This is a genomic window from Kitasatospora sp. NPDC053057 (assembly GCF_044546945.1).
Lineage (GTDB): Bacteria > Actinomycetota > Actinomycetes > Streptomycetales > Streptomycetaceae > Kitasatospora.
Genome location: NZ_JBITZP010000002.1, coordinates 173853 through 193366, shown reverse-complemented (window position 1 = coordinate 193366; position 19514 = coordinate 173853). Strand labels below are relative to the sequence as shown.

Below are 19514 nucleotides of genomic sequence, written 5' to 3'. Positions count from 1 at the left end.
CGCGGCCGGTGTCGCCGCTCAGGTTGTAGCTGCTCACGTCGTGACCGCTCCCTGCCGGTCGGCGAGCCTGCCCCGGGCGGACCTATGTCGGATCACGGGCGTCACGGCTTCGGGCAGGATTCGGCCCGGGTGCGGTCGTCGTCGCTCAGCGGGGGCTGCTGGGGCTGCTGGGGCTGCTGGGCCTGCTCGCTCGGGGCGCCCGTCGCCGGAGGGGTGGCGTTCTGCGTCGGAGCGGGCGTAGCCGGGGCGCTCGGGGTCGGCGAGGTGCTCGGCGCGGCCGCGGGCGGGTTGCGCTTCTCCCGCTCGCCCGGGGCGACCGGCGTGGCGGCCGTGAAGGCGGTCTTGGTGGCCTGGGTCGGCTGGGTGCCCTGCGGAGCCGCCGCCGTGGCGGCCCGCTGGCACAGCTGGGCCCAGCCCACGAGGTCCTTCATCGTCTTCTCGGCGTCGTTCAGGCTGCCGACCGAGATGGTCCGGTTCACCTGGGCGCGCTGGTCCTGCGGCAGCCACTTCAGCGGGGCGTCGCTGTGCGACTCGTGCACCGACGAGAGGCTCAGCCCGGCCAGGTTCTGGTTGACGCCCTGGTAGATGGCGACGTGGTCGCCGTCCTCGCCGATGTAGTACTGGTCCTGGGTCCACTGGTAGCCGAAGTACCCGGCGCCGCCGAGCAGGCCGAGCGTGACCAGGACGACCAGCGGGACGGTCAGGCCCCGGCGCTTGCGCTTGGGGGGCTGCTCCTCGTCGAAGTCCTCGGTGCCGTACACCGACGGCTCGGCGGGGTAGCCGTAGCCGCCCTCCTCGCCCTCGTAGCCCTCGGCGGGGCCGAAGCCGCCCTGGCCGGCGTCGTAGCCGCCGTCGTAGCCCTCGGCCGGGCCGAAGGCGCCCTGCGGGCCGCGGCCCAGGCCGGCGGCGCGGCCGGCCGGGGTGTCCGCGATCGAGTGGTCGGCGGCCGTCGAGGACGGCGGGGTGTCGGCGACCGCGCCGACGACCACCGGGACGTCGTTGAACTGGCCGCTCATGGTGTCCGTGGCACCGACGTCGATGACGTCCGCCACGATGCAGGTGATGTTGTCCGGACCGCCGCCGCGCAGGGCGAGCTGGATCAGCTCCTGCACGGTCTGCTCGGGCGAGTAGTAGCTGCCGAGGGTGTCCTGGAGGGTCTGGTGGCTGACCGGGCCGGAGAGGCCGTCGGAGCAGATCAGGTAGCGGTCGCCGGCCCGGACCTCGCGGATCGACAGGTCGGGCTCGACCTGGCCGCGGCCGTCCAGGGCCCGCATCAGCAGCGAGCGCTGGGGGTGGGTCTCGGCCTCCTCGGGCGTGATCCGGCCCTCGTCGACCAGGCGCTGCACCCAGGTGTGGTCCTGGGTGATCTGCACCAGCGAGCCGTCGCGCAGCAGGTAGGCGCGGGAGTCGCCGACGTGCACCAGGCCCATCCGCTGGCCGGTCCACAGCATGGCGGTCAGGGTGCACCCCATGCCCTCCAGCTGCGGATCCTCCTCGACCATCTGCCGGAGCCGGTCGTTGGCGCCCTGGACGGCGTCGCCCAGCAGGGTCAGCAGGTCGGCGCCCGGCACGTCCTCGTCCAGTCGGACGATCGAGCCGAGCACCTCGGAGGACGCGACCTCGCCGGCCGCGGCGCCGCCCATGCCGTCGGCCACGGCCAGCAGCCGCGGCCCGGCGTAGCCGGAGTCCTCGTTCCCCTCCCGGATCAGTCCCTTGTGGGAGCCGGCGGCGAAGCGCAGCACCAGGGTCATGCGACCTGTGCCCCCCTCTGGGTCATGGACGGGATGCTGTCCCTCATGCGCTACTACTTCCGCAGTTCGATGACGGTCCTGCCGATACGGATCGGCGTGCCCGGCTGGAGCGGGGTGGGCGCGGTCAGGCGCTGCCGGTCCAGATAGGTGCCGTTGGTGGAGCCTAGATCCTCGACCGTCCACTGCCCAGTCTGATCCGGATAGATCCTGGCATGCCGGGAGGACGCGTAGTCGTCGTCCAGCACGATGGTGGAGTCGTGGGCGCGGCCCAGGGTGATGGTCTGGCCCTGCAGCGCGACCGTGGTCCCGGCCAGCGAGCCCTGCACCACGACGAGCTGGGTCGGGGCGCCGCGGCGGCGGCCGCCGCCCTGGGGCTGGCCCGCGCCGGTGCTTGCGGGGGCGGGAGCCGCGGGACGTCCGGGTGCCGTGGTGGCCGTGCCGCCGCCGGACGCGGTGGTGGCGCCGCGACGGGAGGAACGGAGGTTCACCTTGGTCCCGAACAGGTCGCTGCGGATCACCTGGATCGCGACGATGACGAACAGCCACAGCACGGCCAGGAAGCCCAGCCGCATGACCGTGAGGGTCAGTTCTGACATGACCGTCCCGCCAGTCGGTGAGCGAGGCGCGCGAACAACTCGGACACTACCCTTCGACCTGCCGGTAGACGATGGTGGTGGAGCCCACGACGATTCGGGAGCCGTCGCGGAGCGTAGCGCGCTGGGTGTGCTGTCCGTCCACCACGATGCCGTTGGTGGACCCCAGGTCGAGGACCATCGAAGGGGTGCCGGGGCGGATCTCGGCGTGCTTGCGGGAGACCCCGGGGTCGTCGATCCGGACGTCCGCCTCGGTCGAGCGCCCGAGCACGCAGGCCGCGCCGGTGATCTGGTGGCGGGCGCCGTTCACCTCGATCCAGCGGCGGACCGAGGCGCCGTGGCCGGCACCCGGGAAGTTGCGGACGTTGCCGCCGGCCGGTGGGCCCGGGGGCATCGCGGGGGGCGCGGGCGGCGGCGGGGGCGCGTTGTACTGGGCGGCGCCGCCCTGCTGCCACGGTGCGCCGGGGGCCGGTGCGGCCGGCTGGCGGTCGTAGCCGGGCTGCTGCGGTTGCGGCTGCTGCGGCGGGGAGTACTGCTGGGGCTCCTCGGAGGCCAGCGTGCGGCTGCGCACCCGGTACAGGCCGGTGTCCAGGTCGTCGGCCTTCTCCAGGTTCACCTGGAGCGGGCCCATGAAGCTGTACCGCTGGGCCTCGGCGTACTCGCGGACCATGCCGGCGAGCTCGGTGCCGAGCTGTCCCGAGTAGGGGCTGAGCCGCTCGTGGTCGTGCGGGCTGAGCTCGACGATGAAGTCGTTCGGCACGACGGTGCGGTCGCGGTTCCAGATGCTCGCGTTGTTGTCGCACTCGCGCTGCAGTGCGCCGGCGATCTCCACGGGTTGGACCTCGGACTTGAACACCTTGGCGAAGGTGCCGTTGACGAGACCCTCCAGCCGCTGCTCGAACTTCTTCAGCATCCCCATGGGGCACCCCCTTCCAGGGTTCGTTCGCCTGCCTGCCGTCCGGATCCCCTCGGGGAGTGGTCCTCCGGGGAGTCGGTCGTGCCTACTTGCGGTACTTCCGTACTGATCGTATCCACGCCGGGCCCTTCCGTACGGTTCCCGGACCGCGTGGTGCCCGGGGGTGGGCTCGGACACACAGGGTGACGCATTTCGGGTGCGGCACGCCAGGTGTGCCTGTCGGAGCCGCCCATGCCGTCCGCTCACCCGTTCGTCGTGCACCCGTTCGGATGCGGTTGGTCTCCCCGGGGAACGGATTCGGAGCTGCCCTCCAGGTCGTGCTAATGTTTTCCACGTCGGAAGGGCCGCCCGGAAGGGAAGCCGGACCGAGGAAGCGCGAAGGGCCACATGGTACCGGCGGTTCCGAGGATCGGATGGCAAAGAAGACAACACCCATGCGCGGGTGGCGGAATAGGCAGACGCGCTGGATTCAGGTTCCAGTGCCCGAAAGGGCGTGGGGGTTCAACTCCCCCCTCGCGCACAGCGAAGCCCCGCAGATCTACGGATCTGCGGGGCTTTTTTGTCGTCGCTTTTCTGTCGTCCCGGGCGGCAGGACGGCGAGCGCCCGGGCGCCGGGCCCGGGCGGTCAGGAGCGGGCCGCGGGGAGCTCGGCGCGGACCTCGAAGCCGCCGTCCTGGGTGGGGCCGGCAGTGAGGGTGCCGCCCAGCAGCTGGGCCCGCTCGCGCAGGCCGACCAGGCCGTGGCCGCCGCCCGGAAGGGTCTCGACCGGGTGGACCGGCGGCGCCTCGTTGCGGACCTCGACCCGCAGCCGGCGGCCCTTCGCCCGGACCTTCACGTGCACCACCGCCTCCGGCGCGTACTTGGTGATGTTGGTGAGCGCCTCCTGGACGGTGCGGTAGGCGGCCCGCTCGACCGCCTCCGGCCACGGACGGTCGCCGGGGTTCAGCTCGGTGTCGGCGGCCAGGCCGCTCTGCTCGATCAGCCGGGGCAGGTCGGCCAGCCTGGGCTGCGGGGCGAGCGGGGCGTCCGGGAGCGGGCCGCCGGTGGTGCCGCGCAGCACCCCGACCATCTGGCGCAGCTCGTCCAGGGTCCGTACGGACAGCTCGCGGATGGTGCGGGCGACGCCCGCGGCGGCCGGGTCCGCGGTGCTCACCTGGAGCGCGCCGGCCTGGATGCTGATCAGGCTGACCTGGTGCGAGACCACGTCGTGCATCTCCCGGGCCAGTCGGCCGCGCTCGCTGATCAGCACCCGCTCGGCGAGCAGTCGGCTCTCCCGCTCCTGGCCGCGGGTCAGCTCGTCCAGGCGGGCGGCCAGCTCCCGCCGGGTGCGGGAGAGCAGGCCGGTGGCGGCCGGGCCGGCGGCCAGCATCACGGCCTGGATGGCGTCCAGGGCGGTGTTCCGGCTGAGGTCGATGACCGGGGTGGGCAGCGGCCAGTGGAAGAAGGAGACCAGGGTGAACAGGGTGGCGCACGGGAACAGCACCCTGGCGCCGGGGCGCTCGGTGGCCACCGTGTAGACGGCGGTGATCGGGGCCAGCCAGATCGCCTCCACCCAGGTGCCGGGCATGGTGAGCAGCAGCACCGTCGCCGGGAAGCGGCGGCGCCAGAACAGTGCGACGGCGGCCAGCGTGGAGAGCGTCATCTGCCACCAGGTGGCGTCCCGGGCCACCAGCGCGGCGTCCAGCAGGGAGTACAGGACGGGCAGCAGCAGCATCAGCCAGCGGGCGGTGCACCAGGCCGGAAGCCGTCGGGACGGCAGCTGGTCGGCGGTCGTCATGCCTCGTCGCCGGGCTTGGGCCGCACCAGGCCGGCCCGGTGGGCGACCACGGCGGCCTGCACCCGGTTGGCGGCGCCGAGCTTGCCGAGGATCGCGCTGATGTGGTCCTTGACCGTGCCGGTGCCGAGGAAGAGCCGGTCGGCGATCTCGGCGTTGGACAGGCCCTCGCCGAGCAGGGCGAGCACGTCGAGTTCCCGGCCGGTCAGGGTGCGGGCCAGTGCGGTGGCCTCGGCGTCCGGGCCGCCGCCGTCCACGTAGCCGCCGATCACGGTGCGGGTGACGGTCGGGGAGAGGATGTTGCCGCCCGCGGCGAGCACCCGGACCGCGTGCACCAGCTGCTCGGGGGCGGTGTCCTTGAGCAGGAAGCCGGCCGCGCCGGCCCGCAGCGCGGTGCCGATGTAGTCGTCGGTGTCGAAGGTGGTGAGCATCGCCACGGCGGGCGGGTCGGGCAGGGCGCGCAGGCGGCGCAGCACCGAGATGCCGTCCAGGTCGGGCATCCGGATGTCGAGCAGCACCACGTGCGGGCGCAGGCGCCGGACGTGCTCCTCGGCCTGCCCGCCGGAGCAGTCGCCGACCACCTCCAGGTCGGGGGCGGAGCCGACGATCAGGCCGAGGCCCGAGCGGACCAGGATCTCGTCGTCGACGATCAGCACGCGGGTGGTGGTGATGGTGCCTCCTCGGTTCGGGCGGCCGGGTTCGGTCGGTCCGCGGGGATCGCTTTGAGGGTAGGGGTAGGCAGGGCGGGTCGCCGAACGCATGGCGGGTACGGACCCCCGCCGTTCGGCGGGGGTGGGAATCCGCTACCCGGTTCACGTAATTCTCAGGAATGGTGCGGAACCATGGAGTTGGCTGCCTTTTCCGACCTGCCGCTCGATGCGGGCGGTCGGTGGGCGTGGGCGGTCGGTCAGTCCGCCGGGCCCGTGCGGGCGCCCGGCGCCGGGCCGTGTGCGGATGCGCCCCACCATCTGATCGTTTGGAATTGAGCTGTGTCGTCCATTGTGAAGTCGGAGCCGTCCGCCATGTCCGCCGGGCCCCGGCCCGCCGGCCCGCTCGACCGCTGGCGCCCGAGGGCCGCCGCCGCCTCCGTCTGGTACCTCAGGCTGCTGGCGCTGCTGAACGTGGCGACGGTGCTGCTGGTGCCGTGGGGGAACCAGGTCAGCGAGCACAACGAGGGTGAGTACTTCACCCCGTACCTGATGACCTCCGGCCTGGCGGCCGCGGTGCTGTCGGTCTTCCTCGCCGTCGCGATGCGGCGGCGCAAGCGGGCCGCGTGGATCTTCAACGCGGCGCTCAGCGGGGTGTTCGCCCTGCTGTACCTGGCGGCCATGCTGCTGCCCGGCGAGCGCTTCAACAAGCACCCGCTCAACTACATCTCCACCATCCTGACCTGCCTGTTCGTGCTGGCGCTGCTGATCGGGCGCAAGGAGTTCACCTCCAAGGGCGACCGCTCCAACCCGAAGACCGCGGCGGCCACCTTCGTCGGCGGGCTGCTGTTCGGCGGCGCCGTCGGCGCGCTGCTGGTCTGGCTGACCAACGAGCTGAACGGCGCCGACTGGTGGGACCTCTTCCGCTACTCGGTCGGCCGGATGGTCACCGTCACCCCGTCCGAGCACCTGCGCTCGGTGATCGCCGCCCCGACCTGGGTGAACGCCGCGATCAACGCGATGGGTGCGGTGCTGTTCCTGCTGGTGCTGTACGTGGCCTTCCGCAGCCCGCGCGGCAAGGAGCTGCTGAACCCCGAGGACGAGGCGAAGCTGCGCGGCCTGCTGGACAAGCAGGGCGAGCGGGACTCGCTGGGCTACTTCGCGCTGCGCCGGGACAAGGCGGTGATCTTCTCCCCCAGCGGCAAGGCGGCGGTGACCTACCGGGTGATCGGCGGGGTCTCGCTGGCCTCGGGCGACCCGATCGGCGACCCGGAGGCCTGGCCGGGCGCGATCGAGGCCTGGCTGTCCGAGGCCCGCGAGCACGCCTGGGCGCCGGCCGTGATGGGCGCCTCCGAGGAGGCCGGGGTGATCTACGCCCGGCACGGGCTGGACGCGCTGGAGCTGGGCGACGAGGCGATCGTCGAGCTGGACGAGTTCTCGCTGGACGGCCGCGCGATGCGGGTGGTCCGGCAGGCCTACAACCGGGTCAAGCGGGCCGGTTACACGGTGCGGATCCGCCGCCACGAGGACATCTCCGAGGCGGAGATGGCCGAGCTGGTGGCCAAGGCCGACGAGTGGCGCGACGGGGCGACCGAGCGCGGCTTCTCGATGGCGCTGGGGCGGCTCGGCGACCCGGGCGACGGCCGCTGCGTGATGCTGGAGTGCAGCGATGGCGAGGGCGAGCTCAAGGCACTGCTGAGCTTCGTCCCGTGGGGCCCGGACGGGCTCTCGCTGGACCTGATGCGCCGGGCCCGGGACACCGAGAACGGCCTGATGGAGTTCATGGTGATCGAGCTGCTGCAGCGCGCCGAGGAGGTGGGGCTCAAGCGGGTCTCGCTGAACTTCGCGATGTTCCGCTCGGTCTTCGAGCGCGGTTCGCGGCTCGGCGCCGGCCCGGTGCTGCGGCTGTGGCGTTCCGTCCTCGGGTTCTTCTCGCGCTGGTGGCAGATCGAGTCGCTGTACCGCGCCAACGCCAAGTACCGGCCGATCTGGGAACCGCGCTACCTGCTGTTCGAGAAGAGCAGCGAGATTCCGCGGATCGGCATCGCCAGCGCGCGCGCCGAGGGTTTCATCGTCGCGCCGAGTCTGCCCGCCCTGTTCCGGCGCCGGCACGCGGGGGCCGCCGTGGTGGCGCCCCGGGTACCGGTGGCGGCGCGGGACGGGAAGGGGTAGCCCTCCGTCGGGGGGCGGAGGGGGGCCGACGGCCGGGGGTGTACCTAGGGCCACCAGTCGTAAGGGACATAGGGCCATCGGTCGTAAGGGGGGTCCGGAGGGGGGATTCGTCTCCCTCCTGAGGATGACCTCGATCCCCATCCATGCCGATGTGGATTTGTTAACGGGCTTCTAATGTTGGAGTAGCTGACAAGTCCGGGGATTCGGGAGAAACGGTTGTGATTCACAGAACCCACGCGGGGGGCGTGCGAAAGGGGCCGCTGGCGCTAGCCGGAAAGGCCGCTGTCGCCGAGTGGGGAACGTTGTACCTGGTGGTCCGGGGCGCGGTGGTGCGGAAGAAGCTCGCCGCGTTCCCGCTGGCCACGGGGGCGACGTTTCTGATCCTGCTGTTCAGCGTCGTCCAGCACCTGCCGGGCGGCGAGCGCTTCGTCAACCACATCGGGGTGGTGCGGGCCTCACTGCCGCTCGACCTCTCGCTGCTGCGGACTCCGCTGTCGCTGTACGTGCCGGCCCTGGACCTGCCGGTCTGGGGGGCGCTGGCCCAGGTGTTCGTGGTCTTCGCGATCGCCGAGGTCGTGCTCGGCCGGCGGATGACCCTGGTGGTCGCCTACGCGTGCACCCTGGCGGGCACGCTGTTCGCCCGGATCGGGGTGGCGATCGGGCCGGGCCACCTGCTCGGCTTCCCGAAGTGGGTCGCCTACGTGCGGGACACCGGGCCGTCGGCCGCGGTGGTGGCGCTGGCGATCTGCATCGCGTTCCGCACCCGGGCCTGGTTCACCGCCACCCTGGTGGTGGTGCTGATGGTCGGCGAGGCCGTCGTGCTGCCGAACCTGGCCGGCCTGGAGCACGTGGTCGCGGTGATCACCGCGCTGCTGATCGCCGTCTCGGTCGAGGTCTTCGGGGACTTCTGGCCGCGCGTACTGGCCGGGGTCGGCGCCGCCACTTCGGTGGCCACGACCGCCTCCCGGGAGGCCCGGCGCCGTTCGGCGGGGGCCGTGATCCCCTGAGAGACGCCTCATCCGGCGTGTCGGCCGCGTACGGGGCGTTGCCCGTACGCGGCCGTCATGCGTGCGGGAGGGGCAGCTCGAACCAGACGACCTTGCCCACCGCCTTGCGGGCGGTGCCCCAGTGTTCGGCGAGCTTGGTGACCAGGGTGAGGCCGCGGCCGGTCTCGCCGAGCTGCTCGGCCGGCTCCAGCGAGGGCAGGTTGTGGTTGTCGTCGCTGACCTCGACCAGCAGTTTGTCCACCCGGATCAGCTGGAGCCGCACCCGGTCCCGGGCGACCCGAACGGCGTTCGTGACCAGCTCGCTGACCAGCAGCTCGGTGGTGTCGCTGAGCGCCTCCAGGTGCCAGGCCGCCAGCTGCTCGCGGACCAGCGAACGGGCCCGGCGGACCTCGCGGTGGTCCACGGTGAGGTCCCAGGTGGCCACCTCGGACGGGGCGACCCCGTCGAATCGGGCCACCAGCAGGGCGACGTCGTCCTTGCGGTCGTCCGAGTGCAGCCGGCGCAGCACCTCGTCGCAGGCCTGCTCGGGGCTCTGCTGCGGGTCGATCAGGTTGCCGCACAGCGCCGCCAGGCCGGCTCCTATGTCCCCGCCCCGGACCTCGACCAGTCCGTCCGTGCACAGCACCAGCATCGAGCCGTCCGAGACGTCGATGGTCTTGGCGACGAACGGCACCCCGCCGACGCCGATCGGCGCGCCGGCCGGGATCTCCAGCAGCTCGCCGGTGCCGTCCGGGTGCACCAGGACGGGCGGGACGTGGCCGGCGCTGGCCAGCTCGCAGGTCCGGTTGATCGGGTCGTAGACCGCGTACAGGCAGGTGGCCAGGTGGTCGTCGCCGAGCTTCTGGGCCAGGTTGTCCAGGTGCCGCAGCAGCTGGCCGGGCGGTAGGTCGAGGGCGGCGAGGGTCTGCATCGCGGTGCGGAAGCGGCCCATCGCGGCGGCCGAGTGGATGCCGTGGCCCATCACGTCGCCGACCACCAGGGCGACCCGGCTGCCGGGCAGCTGGATGGCGTCGAACCAGTCGCCGCCGACCTCGGCCTTCGGATCGCCGGGCAGGTAGCGGTGGGCGATCTGCACGCCGGGGATCTGTGGCGGGCGGGTCGGGATCATCGAACGCTGCAGGGTGGTGGCGACCCGTGCCTCGGCGCGGTGCAGCCGGGCGTTGTCCAGCGACAGCGCGGCCCGTACCGCCAGTTCCTTGAGGGTGGCGGCGTCGCTCTCGTCGAAGGGGGCGCGGTCCGGTAGCCGGAGCAGCTTGAGGATGCCCAGCACGGTGCCCCGGGCGGACAGCGGGACCACCAGCATCGAGCGGCCGGAGACCACCGGGGCCAGCCGGGCGCCGCCGAGGGCGATCGCGTAGTCGACCGCGACGTCCGCGCTGATCACCGGGACCAGCACCGGCTGGTTGAGCTGCAGGGCCATCCCGGGCGGGGTCCGGCGCGGCATGCTGACCAGCGAGCCCTCGGCGAGCACGTGGTCCCAGGCGCCGCCGGTCTGGTTGAAGACCAGGGCGACCCGGCGCAGCATCGTGTCGTCGTCGGGGCGGGCGACCGGCAGTTCGGAGTCCGAGATCAGGCCGTCCACGAGGTCCACGCAGGCGAAGTCGGCGACCCGGGGGACCAGCACCTGGCACAGCTCGCGGGCGGTGAAGCCGAGGTCCAGGGTGGTGCCGACCTTGCCGCCGACCTCGTTCAGCAGGGCCAGTTGCTCGCCGGCCTGCCCGTTGGTGAGGAACGGGCTCAGCCGGCCGCTCGGCGGCCCCTGGGCACCGGCGGGGGCGGGGACGGCGCCGGGCGGGATCTGGTCGGCGCGGCGCGGCGGGAGGCCGTGGGCGGACGACTCGACGGCGGCGGCCTGCTGCTCGATGATGGCTCCTCCTCCGTCGGGGGACGGGACGGGCGGGGTGCCGGCCGGCCCGCCGACGACGGCGGTGGGGCGGACGGCGGGGGTGGTCTGGGTGGCCTCGTGCTGTTCGCGTGGGGAGGGCAGCGGGCCGGGGGGACGGCGGCCGGGCGCGGACTGATCGGGCTGCGGAGGCGGACCGAGCCGGGTGGCGCGCTGCTGGGGCGTCGGGTAGCGGCGGCCCAGGCCGGCGGCCGCGTGCGCGGTGCCGGTCTGCGGGTCGGAGGGCAGCACCGGCAGCACGGTGGCCGCGTCCAGCCGCAGCGCGGGCAGCCCGCCCAGGGCCGCCGCCTCCCGCAGCGGGGCCCGGTGGGAGGCGGGCAGCAGCCGGGCCAGCGGCTCGGGCAGCTCGGCGGCGGGCGGGGTGAGCGCGGCGGTCAGCCCGTGGAAGCCGCCCCGGGCGGCGGGTGCGGCGGCGAACGGCAGCAGGCGCTCGCCGAGCGCGAGCCGCGGCCCGCCGGTGCGCAGCGGGCGGGCGTCGGCGGCGAGGGCGAGCAGCCCGCCGGACGGGCCGGGCAGCGAGTAGGCCCACCAGAGCACGTCGCGCTGGTGCTCCTCGCGGTCGGTCACGGTCAGCCGGCCGGCCCAGGGGCGGCCGGCGGCGGCCAGCTCCGCCAGGGTGTCGAGGGCGTCGCAGCGGCGGCGCACGGCGCAGCGGCCGAGCACCCGCGACTCCAGGGCGGGCAGCAGGCCCGAGGCCGGACGGTCGGTGGCGGCCTCGGCGCGGTGCCCGAACAGCTCCTCGGCGGCCCGGCTCCACTGGGCGATCCGACCGGTCCGGTCGACCAGCACGAGGGCGAGCCGGACCAGGGCGGCCACTCCGGTCGGATGGTCGCCCGGCGCGGTCTCGGCGCCCGCCGGAAGCGGTGTGGAGTTGGACTCGGCCACCATGGATTCGCTCTGCTCCCGCCTGGCCGCCGCGCCTGGAGGCGGCCGTCGCTCCGGAGGAAGGCACGCTGTGCGGATACCAGCGAAGCACGGACCGGGCCGGGCTCGACACCGAAACGGGGAGATTCATCAGGATCGGTTGCGTGTCGCGCGCCGCGCGCCGGTTCGTACCCCTGCTTCACCCGGACGGGGCCTTGGAACGCGACGGTAGGGTGGCAGGCCGGGCCGCCCGCGCGGCGGCTCCGCAGGACCCAGCAGCCGGACGAGACAGAGGCGAGACCGTGAGCGCGCAGAGCCCCGTCCGCTGGACGGACCCGGAGCAGCAGGAGCTGGAGGAGCGGGTCGCCGCGGCCGAGCTCGCCTGGCTCAGCATGGACGTGGACGTGCAGACGCTGCGGGTCGAGATCGACAACTTCGCGCTGATCCACCACCAGCTGCTCGGCCCGCTCTACGCCCGGCTGGACGAGCTGGACGCGCTGGTCGCCGAGGCCGTCGCGGCCCGGACCGGCGACCCCGAGGACCTGCGCCGGGCCGCCGAGGCGCGGCAGCAGGTCGAGGAGCTGCCCGACCTGGACGCGCTGTTCGACTCGGTGCGGGAGAAGTCCGGCGAGGGCGCGGACGAGGCCCCGCCGCCGCCCGCCGCGCCGGCCCGGGTGCGCCCCGGGAAGGAGGCCCAGCGGATCTACCGCGAGCTGGTCCGCCGCGCACACCCGGACCTGACCACCGACGGGGCCGAGCAGCAGCGCCGGGCGGACTTCCTGGTGCGGGTCAACGAGGCCTACGCGTACGGGGACACCGCCGCGCTGGAGAGCCTGGCCGCCGAGTGGTCCACCGCGCCGGAGGCCGCGCCCGCCGTCGACTCCCCCGACCGGCTGGGCTGGCTGCGCCGCCGGCTGGACTGGCTGACCGCCAAGATCACCGAGACCGCCACCGAGCAGGTCCGGCTGGAGCAGACCCCGATGGGGCAGCTGCTCGCCCTCGCCCCGCAGGATCCGGACCGGCTGCTGGAACAGCTCGCCGAGGAGCTGCTCGCCAAGGCCGCCGCGCAACAGGCCGAACTGGAGCGGCTGCTCGGAACTCCGGGCCGGGCGCCGGTGGGTCACAATGGCACTGATCCGACCCGACCCCAGGAGAGCCCCACGATGTTCGCGCAGATCCCCACCACCGACGCCGCCTCCGTGCCGGCCGACGCCGCCCTGCTGGACGTGCGCGAGCAGGACGAGTGGGACGCCGGCCACGTGGACGGTGCGCTGCACATCCCGATCGGCGAGGTGATCGCCCGGATCGGCGAGCTGCCGGACGAGAAGCTGTACGTGCTCTGCCGGGTCGGCGGCCGCTCCGCGCAGGTCGTCCAGTACCTGGTTCAGCAGGGCCGGGAGGCGGTGAACGTGGACGGCGGGATGTACGCCTGGGAGGGCGCGGGCCGTCCGATGGTCAGCAGCAGCGGTCAGACCGCCTTCGTGCTGTAGCGCCTCGCCGTGCCCGCCCGGTGACGGGTAGGGCAGGATGGGCGCGCGACGCGCCGGTGCGGGCCGGCGGCGCGCCGATCGGGCGGGGGAGGCCATGACGGAGACCACGGACCGGCCTGCCCCCGGGAGGGTGTGGTCCGGGCCCGCGCAGCTCGTCCTCGGCCTGGCCGCCGCGCTGCTGGTGAGCGGCACCGGGCTGTTCCTCGCCGCGGTGTTCCTGCACGTCGCGCCCGACAACGTGCTGTCCCGGCAGTACCGGGACGAGGTCGACGGGGTGGTGTACCCGGAGTTCGAGCAGAACTGGAAGCTGTTCGCGCCCAACCCGCTGCAGCAGAACGTCAGCCTGGACGCCCGGGTGCGCACCGCCGCGGACGGCGGCACCACCCGGACCCGGGACTGGATCGGGCTGACCGCCCGGGACATCGCCGCGATCCGGGGCAACCCGGCGCCCAGCCACGTCGACCAGAACCTGCTGCGCCGCGCCTGGGACTTCTACGACGGCTCGCACGACCCGCAGGACGACAAGCCGACCAATCCGCGCGGCAAGCTCGCCGAGCAGTACCTCAAGCGGATCGCGCTGCAGCGGATCGGCCGGGAGGTGGACGGCGAGCGCGTCCTGGAGATCGAGTTCCGGGTGACCACGGCCACCGTGCCGCCGCCGTCGTGGAGCGGTGAGACCGGGCCGCCCGCGCCCAAGGTGCGGGAGCTGCCGTGGTGGCCGGTCGGGGACGAGGACTACCGGGGGTTGGGGTGAACGAGGCATCGGGGGTGGAGCCGGTCGGGCTCGTGGAGCCGGTGGACGGCGTTCCGCGGCAGCTGTCCGGTCCGGTCGTGCCGGCTGCTCCAGTGCCGGCTGCTCAGGTGCCGTCTGCTCCGGTGCCGCCGCGCGGGCCGGTGGCGGCCTTCGGGCGGGCGATGGAGGCGTTCACCGGACGGGCGCTCGGACGGCACCAGGCCGCGGTGGTGCGGATCGGCTTCGGGCTGGTCTGGCTCGCCTACCTGCTGCGCGAGTGGCCCAACCGGCGGGTGCTGTACGGCGACCGCTCGCCGTGGTCGATGGAGCTCGCCCGGCGGCTGCTGGCCGACGACGGGGCGTTCACCGTGCTGCCCTGGTTCGGCGGGCGGCTCTGGTTCGAGCTGGTCTACCACCTGGCGGTGCTGGCCGCCCTGGCCGTGCTGCTGGGCTGGCGGACCAGGGCGAGCACGGTGCTGTTCCTGGTCACCGTGCTGTCGCTGCAGAACCGCGACGTCCTCCTCGGCGACGGCGGGGACAACGTCGTCCACCTGATGGCGGTGTACCTGGTCTTCACCCGCTGCGCCGAGGTGTGGTCACTGGACGCCCGGCGGCCCGGGCCGGGGCGGAGCGGGGTGGTGCTCTGGGCGCTGCTCGGCGCGGCGCTGGCGGCGTGTCAGGCCGGTGACTTCTCCGGCGACAGCCTGACCTGGACCGCCCCGACCTTCCCGTACCTCGGCTGGGCGCCGCTGTTCTGGGGGCTCTGGGCGGTGGCCGGGCTCTGGTGGCTGCTCGGCCGGCTGCGGCCGGAGGGCGAGCCGCGGGCGGTGCTCGACGCGCTGGCGAACATGGTGCACAACTGCGCGATGCTGGTGATCGCCGCCGAGGTGGTGCTGATCTACGCCACGGCCGGCTGGTACAAGGTGCAGGGCTCGCGCTGGCAGGACGGCACGGCGTTGTACTACCCGCTGCACCTGCACTACTTCACGCCCTGGCCGGGGCTGTCCGGGCTGGTCGGCTCGGCGCTGCTGCCGGTCTTCCTGATCTCGTACGCCACGGTGATCCTGCAGGTCGCCTTCCCGTTCACGCTGGTCAACCGGCGGGTCAAGAACGTGCTGCTGGTGGTGATGATGGCCGAGCACCTGGGGATCGCGGTGGTGCTCGGGCTGCCGGTGTTCTCGCTCGCGATGGTCGCGGCGGACGCGGTGTTCCTGCCGACCGGCGCACTGCTCTGGGCGGCGGCGCGGCTCGGGCGGCTCGGGCGACTCCGGCGGCGGCTGGTGAGAGCGCCCTAGGATGTCGGTATGTCCTGGTTCGCTGCCCTTCGTGACACCGCGCGGACCGGACTCACCCTCGACCGGGCGCTCACCGATCCCAAGCGGGCACTGCGCGGGGCGGTCGCCGTGGCGCTGGTGCTGTTCCCGATCCTGGCGGTCAGCGGGGTCCGGCTGGCCACCTCCGCCGCGATGGGGGCGTTCATCGCCGGTGCGGCCACCTTCCAGCGCAGCTTCCGGCCCCGCGCCAGCCTCGCCGTCGCAGCCGGGATCGGGCTCGGCATCAGCTCCTTCCTCGGCTACCTGGCGGCCGGGGTGTACGGGCTGTTCCCGGTGCTGCTCGCGGTCTGGGCCTTCGGCGCCGGACTCGCCTGGGCGATCGGACCGACCGCCGGGGTCGTCGCCACCAACACCGTTTCGGTGATGCTGATCGTCGTGCAGCTGCCGGTCAGCACGGCCACCGCGCTCGGCCACGGGCTGGTCGCCGCGTTCGGCGGAATCGTCCAGGCCGCCGTCATCACCCTGTGGCCGATCGGCAGTTGGACCGCCCAGCGGGACGCCCTCGCCGACACCTACGCCGAACTCGCCGACTACGCACGCCGGTTGCGGCAGGACCCGACCGCGCACGTGGACCCGGAACCGTTCATGACCGCCCGGCACGCCTCCGCCGTCACCCCCTGGCAGGACCGCCACCGGCCACCCGAACTGCGCGGCCTGCGCGGCATCGCCGAACGCATCCGCCCCACCCTCGCCGCGCTCGCCGACCCCAAGGTGGGTGCCCCCGAGGAAGGGCCGGAACGCGACCGGGCCCGCGAAGTGCTGGCGGCCGCCGCCGAGGTCATGGACGCCCTCGCCCGGGCGATCCGCGCCGGCGACCCGGTACGGCTCCCCCGTTCCGCTCCCCTGCTCACCGTCGCCGGTACGGACGAGGGGCCGCGGCTGCAGGGAGCCGCGCGGCGCTCCGTGCGGCGGCTCGGCGGGCTGCTGCGCAAGGCGACGGACGCACTGGAACGGGGTGACGCGGACACCATCACCACGCCCGTGGTCGGGGCCGGCGGGGCGCTGCACAGGCCGTCGATCTCCCGGATGCTGCCGGTCGCGCTGCGAACCGTACGGCGGCAGCTGCGGCCGCGCTCGGCGATCTTCCAGCACGCCGTCCGGCTCGCCGGGGTGGTCACGGTCGCCTATCTGCTGGCCCGGCCGTTCGGGTTCCACCACGGGTACTGGGCGCCGATGACCGCCGCGATGGTGATGCGGCCGGACTTCGCCCAGACCTACAGCCGGGGGGTCGCCCGGCTGGTCGGGACGGTCGTCGGGGTCGCCGTCTCGACGCTGGTGGTGCAGCTGGCCCACCCCGGCGAGTGGGTGCTGGCCGCGCTGGCGGTGCTGTGCATCGGCGGGGCGTACCTCGCGTTCCGGACCGGGTACGCGCTGACGACCGTCGGGATCTCGACGTACGTGGTGTTCCTGCTCGGGCTGCAGGCGGGGAACCCGCTGGAGACGGCCTTCGAACGGGTGGGGATGACCCTGCTCGGCGGGTCGCTGGCGCTGCTGACGTACGCGCTGTTCCCCACCTGGCAGACCGCCCGGCTCGGGGAACGGCTCGCCGAGTGGCTGGCCGCGGCCGGGCGGTACGCGGCGGCGGTCGTCGCCTGCTACGAGCAGCCGGCGATGCCGCGGGGGCGGGTCGTGCGGTCGGCGCTGCTGGACTCGCGGGAGGCGCGGTCCGAGCTCATCCAGGCCATGGAACGGGCCGACGCCGAGCCGGGGCGGCACGAGTCCGGACTGGCCGGGGTCACCCGGCGGCAGATCGACCGGGCCCGGGCGGCGGTCGGACACCTCGGACGGGCGGCCGTGCTGCTGGAGGCCCACCTGCCGGCCGCGGACGCCGAGCCCGTGCCGGGGGCGGCGGAGTACGCGGAGGAGCTGCAGCTGGCCACGGCGCTCGCGGCGGGGGCGTTGCTGACCGGGCGGCCGGTGGAGTTCGCGGCGGTGCGGGGGGCGCAGGAGCGGTTGGAGGCTGGGTTGGCGACGGCGGCGGCGGGGGTGCAGGGGGATGTGGTGCGGGCGGGGACGCGGTTGGTGGGGGTGGCCCTTCGGGATCTGGAGAGGGCTTTGCGGGGGAGTTCGGAGGGACGGTAGGGGCTCTCGGGAGGGCGGGGGCCCGGGTGGGAGAGTGGGGGGATGGACGACGAGGTGGTGCGGGCGTGGCAGGTTGTCGAGCAGGAGCCGGGGGTGGTGCTGCTGGACGGGTTTCATCCGCTGAAGCACGCGCTGCGGTTCGGGGGTGAGGTTCGGCAGGTCCTGACGGGGGACCGGGGAGCGTTGTTGGCGTTGGCGGAGGAGCTGGCGCCGGATGTCGTGGGGCTGTTGGACGGGCTGGCGGTGGAGGTGTCGGAGGAGCGGCTGCGGGGCTTGGCGCCGCGGCTGCATCCGACGGGGGTGATCGCGTTGGCGGTGCGGCCGTCGGTGGAGGCGAACCGGGCGGTGTTGGGGCGGCGGCCGCGGCGGGCTCCGGTGGTGGTGTTGGAGAATCCGCGGAACCTGGGGAACGTCGGGGCGGTGATCCGGTTGGCGGCCGGGTTCGGGGCGACCGGGGTGGTGACCACGGGGGATCTGGATCCGTGGCATCCGACGGTGCTGCGGGGGAGTGCGGGGCTGCACTTCGCCACGGCCGTGGAGCGGGTGGCGCTGCCGGAGCTGCCTGCCGGGCCGCTGTACGTGCTGGATCCGGAGGGGACGGACATCCGGGACCTGCCGTTCCCGGATGATGCGCTGCTCGCTTTCGGGACGGAGCGGCACGGGGTGTCGGCGGAGCTGAAGGCGCGGGCCGATCGGCTGGTCGCGGTGCCGATGCAGCCGGGGGTGTCCAGTTTCAATCTGGCGACCAGTGTGGCGATGGGGCTCTTCCACTGGATGTCCGGGAAGCGAAAAACGCCGGCACGGACCTGAGGCGCGATCAGTGCGGGTTGGCGGGTGAGTACTCGGGATCGGTCCAGGTCAGCGGGGTGGCGTCGGCGAGTTCGCGGACACCGGTGACGGTCAGTTCGACCATCCGCTCGGCGCCCGGAGCGCACTGCCGGGCCTCCTCGGACCAGTCGGTGCGGGCCTCGCCGGTGATCAGCAGTGCCCCGCCGGTCTCCCAGTCGGGCAGCAGCAGGCCGGCCTGCGGGTTCAGTTCGAGGTTCCCGAGCGTCATGAACATCGCGTTGCCGCGGTACTCGGGCCAGCGCACCGTGTCGGGCGCCACCGCCTCCAGGAAGCCGGGGAAGCCGCCGCGGTGCGAGGCGTCCACCCGGCCGTCCGGGCCGGCGGTCGCGATGAAGAAGGTGTCCGAGGTGTTCACGGCGAGCCGCTGCGCCGTGGACAGGGCCGGGCCCTCGGCGACCGTGCGGGGCGAGCCCGCGGCCGGGCGGTCCAGCGGGGTGCGGCGCTGGATGTACTTCGGGCAGTTGGACACCACTTCCTCGGCGTGGACCGTCAGCCCGCCCCGGCCGTCCGGGGCCGAGCGGCCGTTGAGCCGCATCCGGCGGCGGCCGGCCGGGTCCAGGGCGATGGTGCCGACCTGCGCCGGGCGGGCCAGGGCCTCGGCCAGCGGGTCGGCCTCGGCCGGGCGGGCGGCGACCGTCATGGTGCGTTCGTCCGCGGCCTGCAGGAAGCCGGCCGGGCCGGACAGCTGGGTGGCCCAGACCCGGCCGTCCCGGTCGGCGGCGCCGACCACCAGCATCCGCCGCTCGGTCAGGAAGCGGGCGGCCACCGCCGGGACGGTGCCGCGGATCGACCGGCCTGCGTGGTCGGCCCGGTCGGTCACCCCGGCGCGGGCCTGGGCGGTCCGCTCACCGGAGTGATAGGGCGTGCCGATGGTCGTCATGGTGTGCTCCGTTTAGAAGAAGCCGCAGGTCGGGGCGCCGGTGGTGGGGGCTTCGCCGGTGGTCTCGTCCACGCCGGTGCGGGTGTAGATCTCCAGCCGGATGCCGTCCGGGTCGCTGAAGAAGATGCCGCCGGAGGCGGAGCCCTCGCCGTGCGGGACGACGCCGTCGTAGGCGAACTCGGCGCCCAGCTCGCGCAGCAGGTCCTCGGTGGCGCGGACCTCGTCGAGGCTCTCCACCTCGAAGGAGAGGTGGTGCAGGCCGGGGGTCCCGGTGGAGAAGGTGCCGGTGCTCTGCTGCCAGAGGGTGACCACCAGGCGGCCGTCCCGGCCGAGCATGGCGTAGCGGCGCTCGGGGTCGGTGCCCTCGTGGGCGAGCTGGAGGCCGAGGACGGCGCGGTAGAAGTCGATCGAGCGGTTCAGGTCGGTGACGTTCAGGCCCACGTGGCCGGTCTTCAGGGTGCGGAGCAGGGTGGTGCTGGACATGCCTGGTCACTCCCGGGGCTGGGGCTTCCGGCGAGG

Annotated in this window: 15 protein-coding genes and 1 tRNA gene; 8 read left to right on the top strand and 8 right to left on the bottom strand. The window is 73.8% G+C overall.

What is annotated here, in order from left to right; translation table 11 throughout:
- Positions 1-101: 101 nt before the first annotated feature.
- The 3 genes from ACIG5E_RS03490 to ACIG5E_RS03480 are packed head-to-tail and all read right to left on the bottom strand — an operon-like array spanning position 102 to position 3263.
- The gene (locus tag ACIG5E_RS03490) at positions 102-1751 is read right to left on the bottom strand and encodes a protein phosphatase 2C domain-containing protein (protein WP_396531211.1); all 1650 of its coding nucleotides are present in this window, start codon (positions 1749-1751) and stop codon (positions 102-104) included.
- Between the two features lie 53 nt (positions 1752-1804).
- Positions 1805-2347 carry an FHA domain-containing protein gene (locus tag ACIG5E_RS03485; protein WP_396531209.1) on the bottom strand — a complete coding sequence of 181 codons (543 nt, stop codon included), beginning with the start codon at positions 2345-2347 and terminating at the stop codon, positions 1805-1807.
- A gap of 46 nt (positions 2348-2393) precedes the next feature.
- The gene (locus ACIG5E_RS03480; RefSeq protein ID WP_396531208.1) at positions 2394-3263 is read right to left on the bottom strand and encodes an FhaA domain-containing protein; all 870 of its coding nucleotides are present in this window, start codon (positions 3261-3263) and stop codon (positions 2394-2396) included.
- Positions 3264-3696: 433 nt separating this feature from the next.
- Between ACIG5E_RS03480 and ACIG5E_RS03475 the strand changes: the two genes are divergently transcribed.
- Positions 3697-3780, top strand: a tRNA-Leu gene (locus ACIG5E_RS03475).
- A 105-nt stretch (positions 3781-3885) separates the two neighbouring features.
- On the opposite strand, the gene ACIG5E_RS03470 is transcribed toward ACIG5E_RS03475, so the two are convergent.
- Both ACIG5E_RS03470 and ACIG5E_RS03465 read right to left on the bottom strand, forming a co-directional pair.
- A complete protein-coding gene (locus ACIG5E_RS03470; protein ID WP_396531207.1) occupies positions 3886-5037 on the bottom strand; it encodes a sensor histidine kinase in 1152 nt (383 codons plus the stop codon).
- Entirely contained in the window at positions 5034-5684 is a 651-nt protein-coding gene (locus tag ACIG5E_RS03465) for a response regulator (RefSeq protein ID WP_396531449.1), read from the bottom strand. Before ACIG5E_RS03465 ends, ACIG5E_RS03470 begins: the two co-directional genes overlap by 4 nt.
- Positions 5685-6056: 372 nt before the next feature.
- Here ACIG5E_RS03465 and ACIG5E_RS03460 point away from each other — a divergent pair, with 372 nt between their 5' ends.
- Together ACIG5E_RS03460 and ACIG5E_RS03455 are read left to right on the top strand one after the other, a co-directional pair.
- A complete protein-coding gene (locus ACIG5E_RS03460) occupies positions 6057-7853 on the top strand; it encodes a phosphatidylglycerol lysyltransferase domain-containing protein (RefSeq protein ID WP_396531206.1) in 1797 nt (598 codons plus the stop codon).
- Positions 7854-8098: 245 nt separating this feature from the next.
- Positions 8099-8860: a hypothetical protein gene (locus ACIG5E_RS03455; protein WP_396531205.1), complete on the top strand. Its 762-nt coding sequence runs from the start codon at positions 8099-8101 to the stop codon at positions 8858-8860.
- Positions 8861-8915: 55 nt separating this feature from the next.
- On the opposite strand, the gene ACIG5E_RS03450 is transcribed toward ACIG5E_RS03455, so the two are convergent.
- Positions 8916-11651 carry a SpoIIE family protein phosphatase gene (locus ACIG5E_RS03450; protein ID WP_396531204.1) on the bottom strand — a complete coding sequence of 912 codons (2736 nt, stop codon included), beginning with the start codon at positions 11649-11651 and terminating at the stop codon, positions 8916-8918.
- Between the two features lie 278 nt (positions 11652-11929).
- On the opposite strand from ACIG5E_RS03450, the gene ACIG5E_RS03445 reads away from it, so the two are divergent.
- The 5 genes from ACIG5E_RS03445 to ACIG5E_RS03425 all read left to right on the top strand — a co-directional run bounded on the left by ACIG5E_RS03445 (position 11930) and on the right by ACIG5E_RS03425 (position 18076).
- Positions 11930-13117 carry a rhodanese-like domain-containing protein gene (locus tag ACIG5E_RS03445; RefSeq protein ID WP_396531203.1) on the top strand — a complete coding sequence of 396 codons (1188 nt, stop codon included), beginning with the start codon at positions 11930-11932 and terminating at the stop codon, positions 13115-13117.
- A 94-nt stretch (positions 13118-13211) separates the two neighbouring features.
- Positions 13212-13871 carry a DUF5819 family protein gene (locus ACIG5E_RS03440; protein WP_396531202.1) on the top strand — a complete coding sequence of 220 codons (660 nt, stop codon included), beginning with the start codon at positions 13212-13214 and terminating at the stop codon, positions 13869-13871.
- Entirely contained in the window at positions 13868-15145 is a 1278-nt protein-coding gene (locus ACIG5E_RS03435) for an HTTM domain-containing protein (RefSeq protein WP_396531201.1), read from the top strand. The genes ACIG5E_RS03440 and ACIG5E_RS03435 overlap by 4 nt, the downstream gene beginning before the upstream one ends.
- Positions 15146-15154: 9 nt before the next feature.
- Entirely contained in the window at positions 15155-17266 is a 2112-nt protein-coding gene (locus tag ACIG5E_RS03430; protein WP_396531199.1) for an FUSC family protein, read from the top strand.
- A gap of 42 nt (positions 17267-17308) precedes the next feature.
- On the top strand, positions 17309-18076 hold the full coding sequence (locus ACIG5E_RS03425) for a TrmH family RNA methyltransferase (protein ID WP_396531198.1): 768 nt from the start codon (positions 17309-17311) through the stop codon (positions 18074-18076).
- A 7-nt stretch (positions 18077-18083) separates the two neighbouring features.
- On the opposite strand, the gene ACIG5E_RS03420 is transcribed toward ACIG5E_RS03425, so the two are convergent.
- A complete protein-coding gene (locus tag ACIG5E_RS03420; RefSeq protein ID WP_396531197.1) occupies positions 18084-18995 on the bottom strand; it encodes a pyridoxamine 5'-phosphate oxidase family protein in 912 nt (303 codons plus the stop codon).
- 12 nt (positions 18996-19007) lie between these two features.
- Positions 19008-19478, bottom strand: coding sequence for a VOC family protein (locus ACIG5E_RS03415; RefSeq protein ID WP_396531195.1), 471 nt, complete (start codon positions 19476-19478; stop codon positions 19008-19010).
- Positions 19479-19514: the final 36 nt, after the last annotated feature.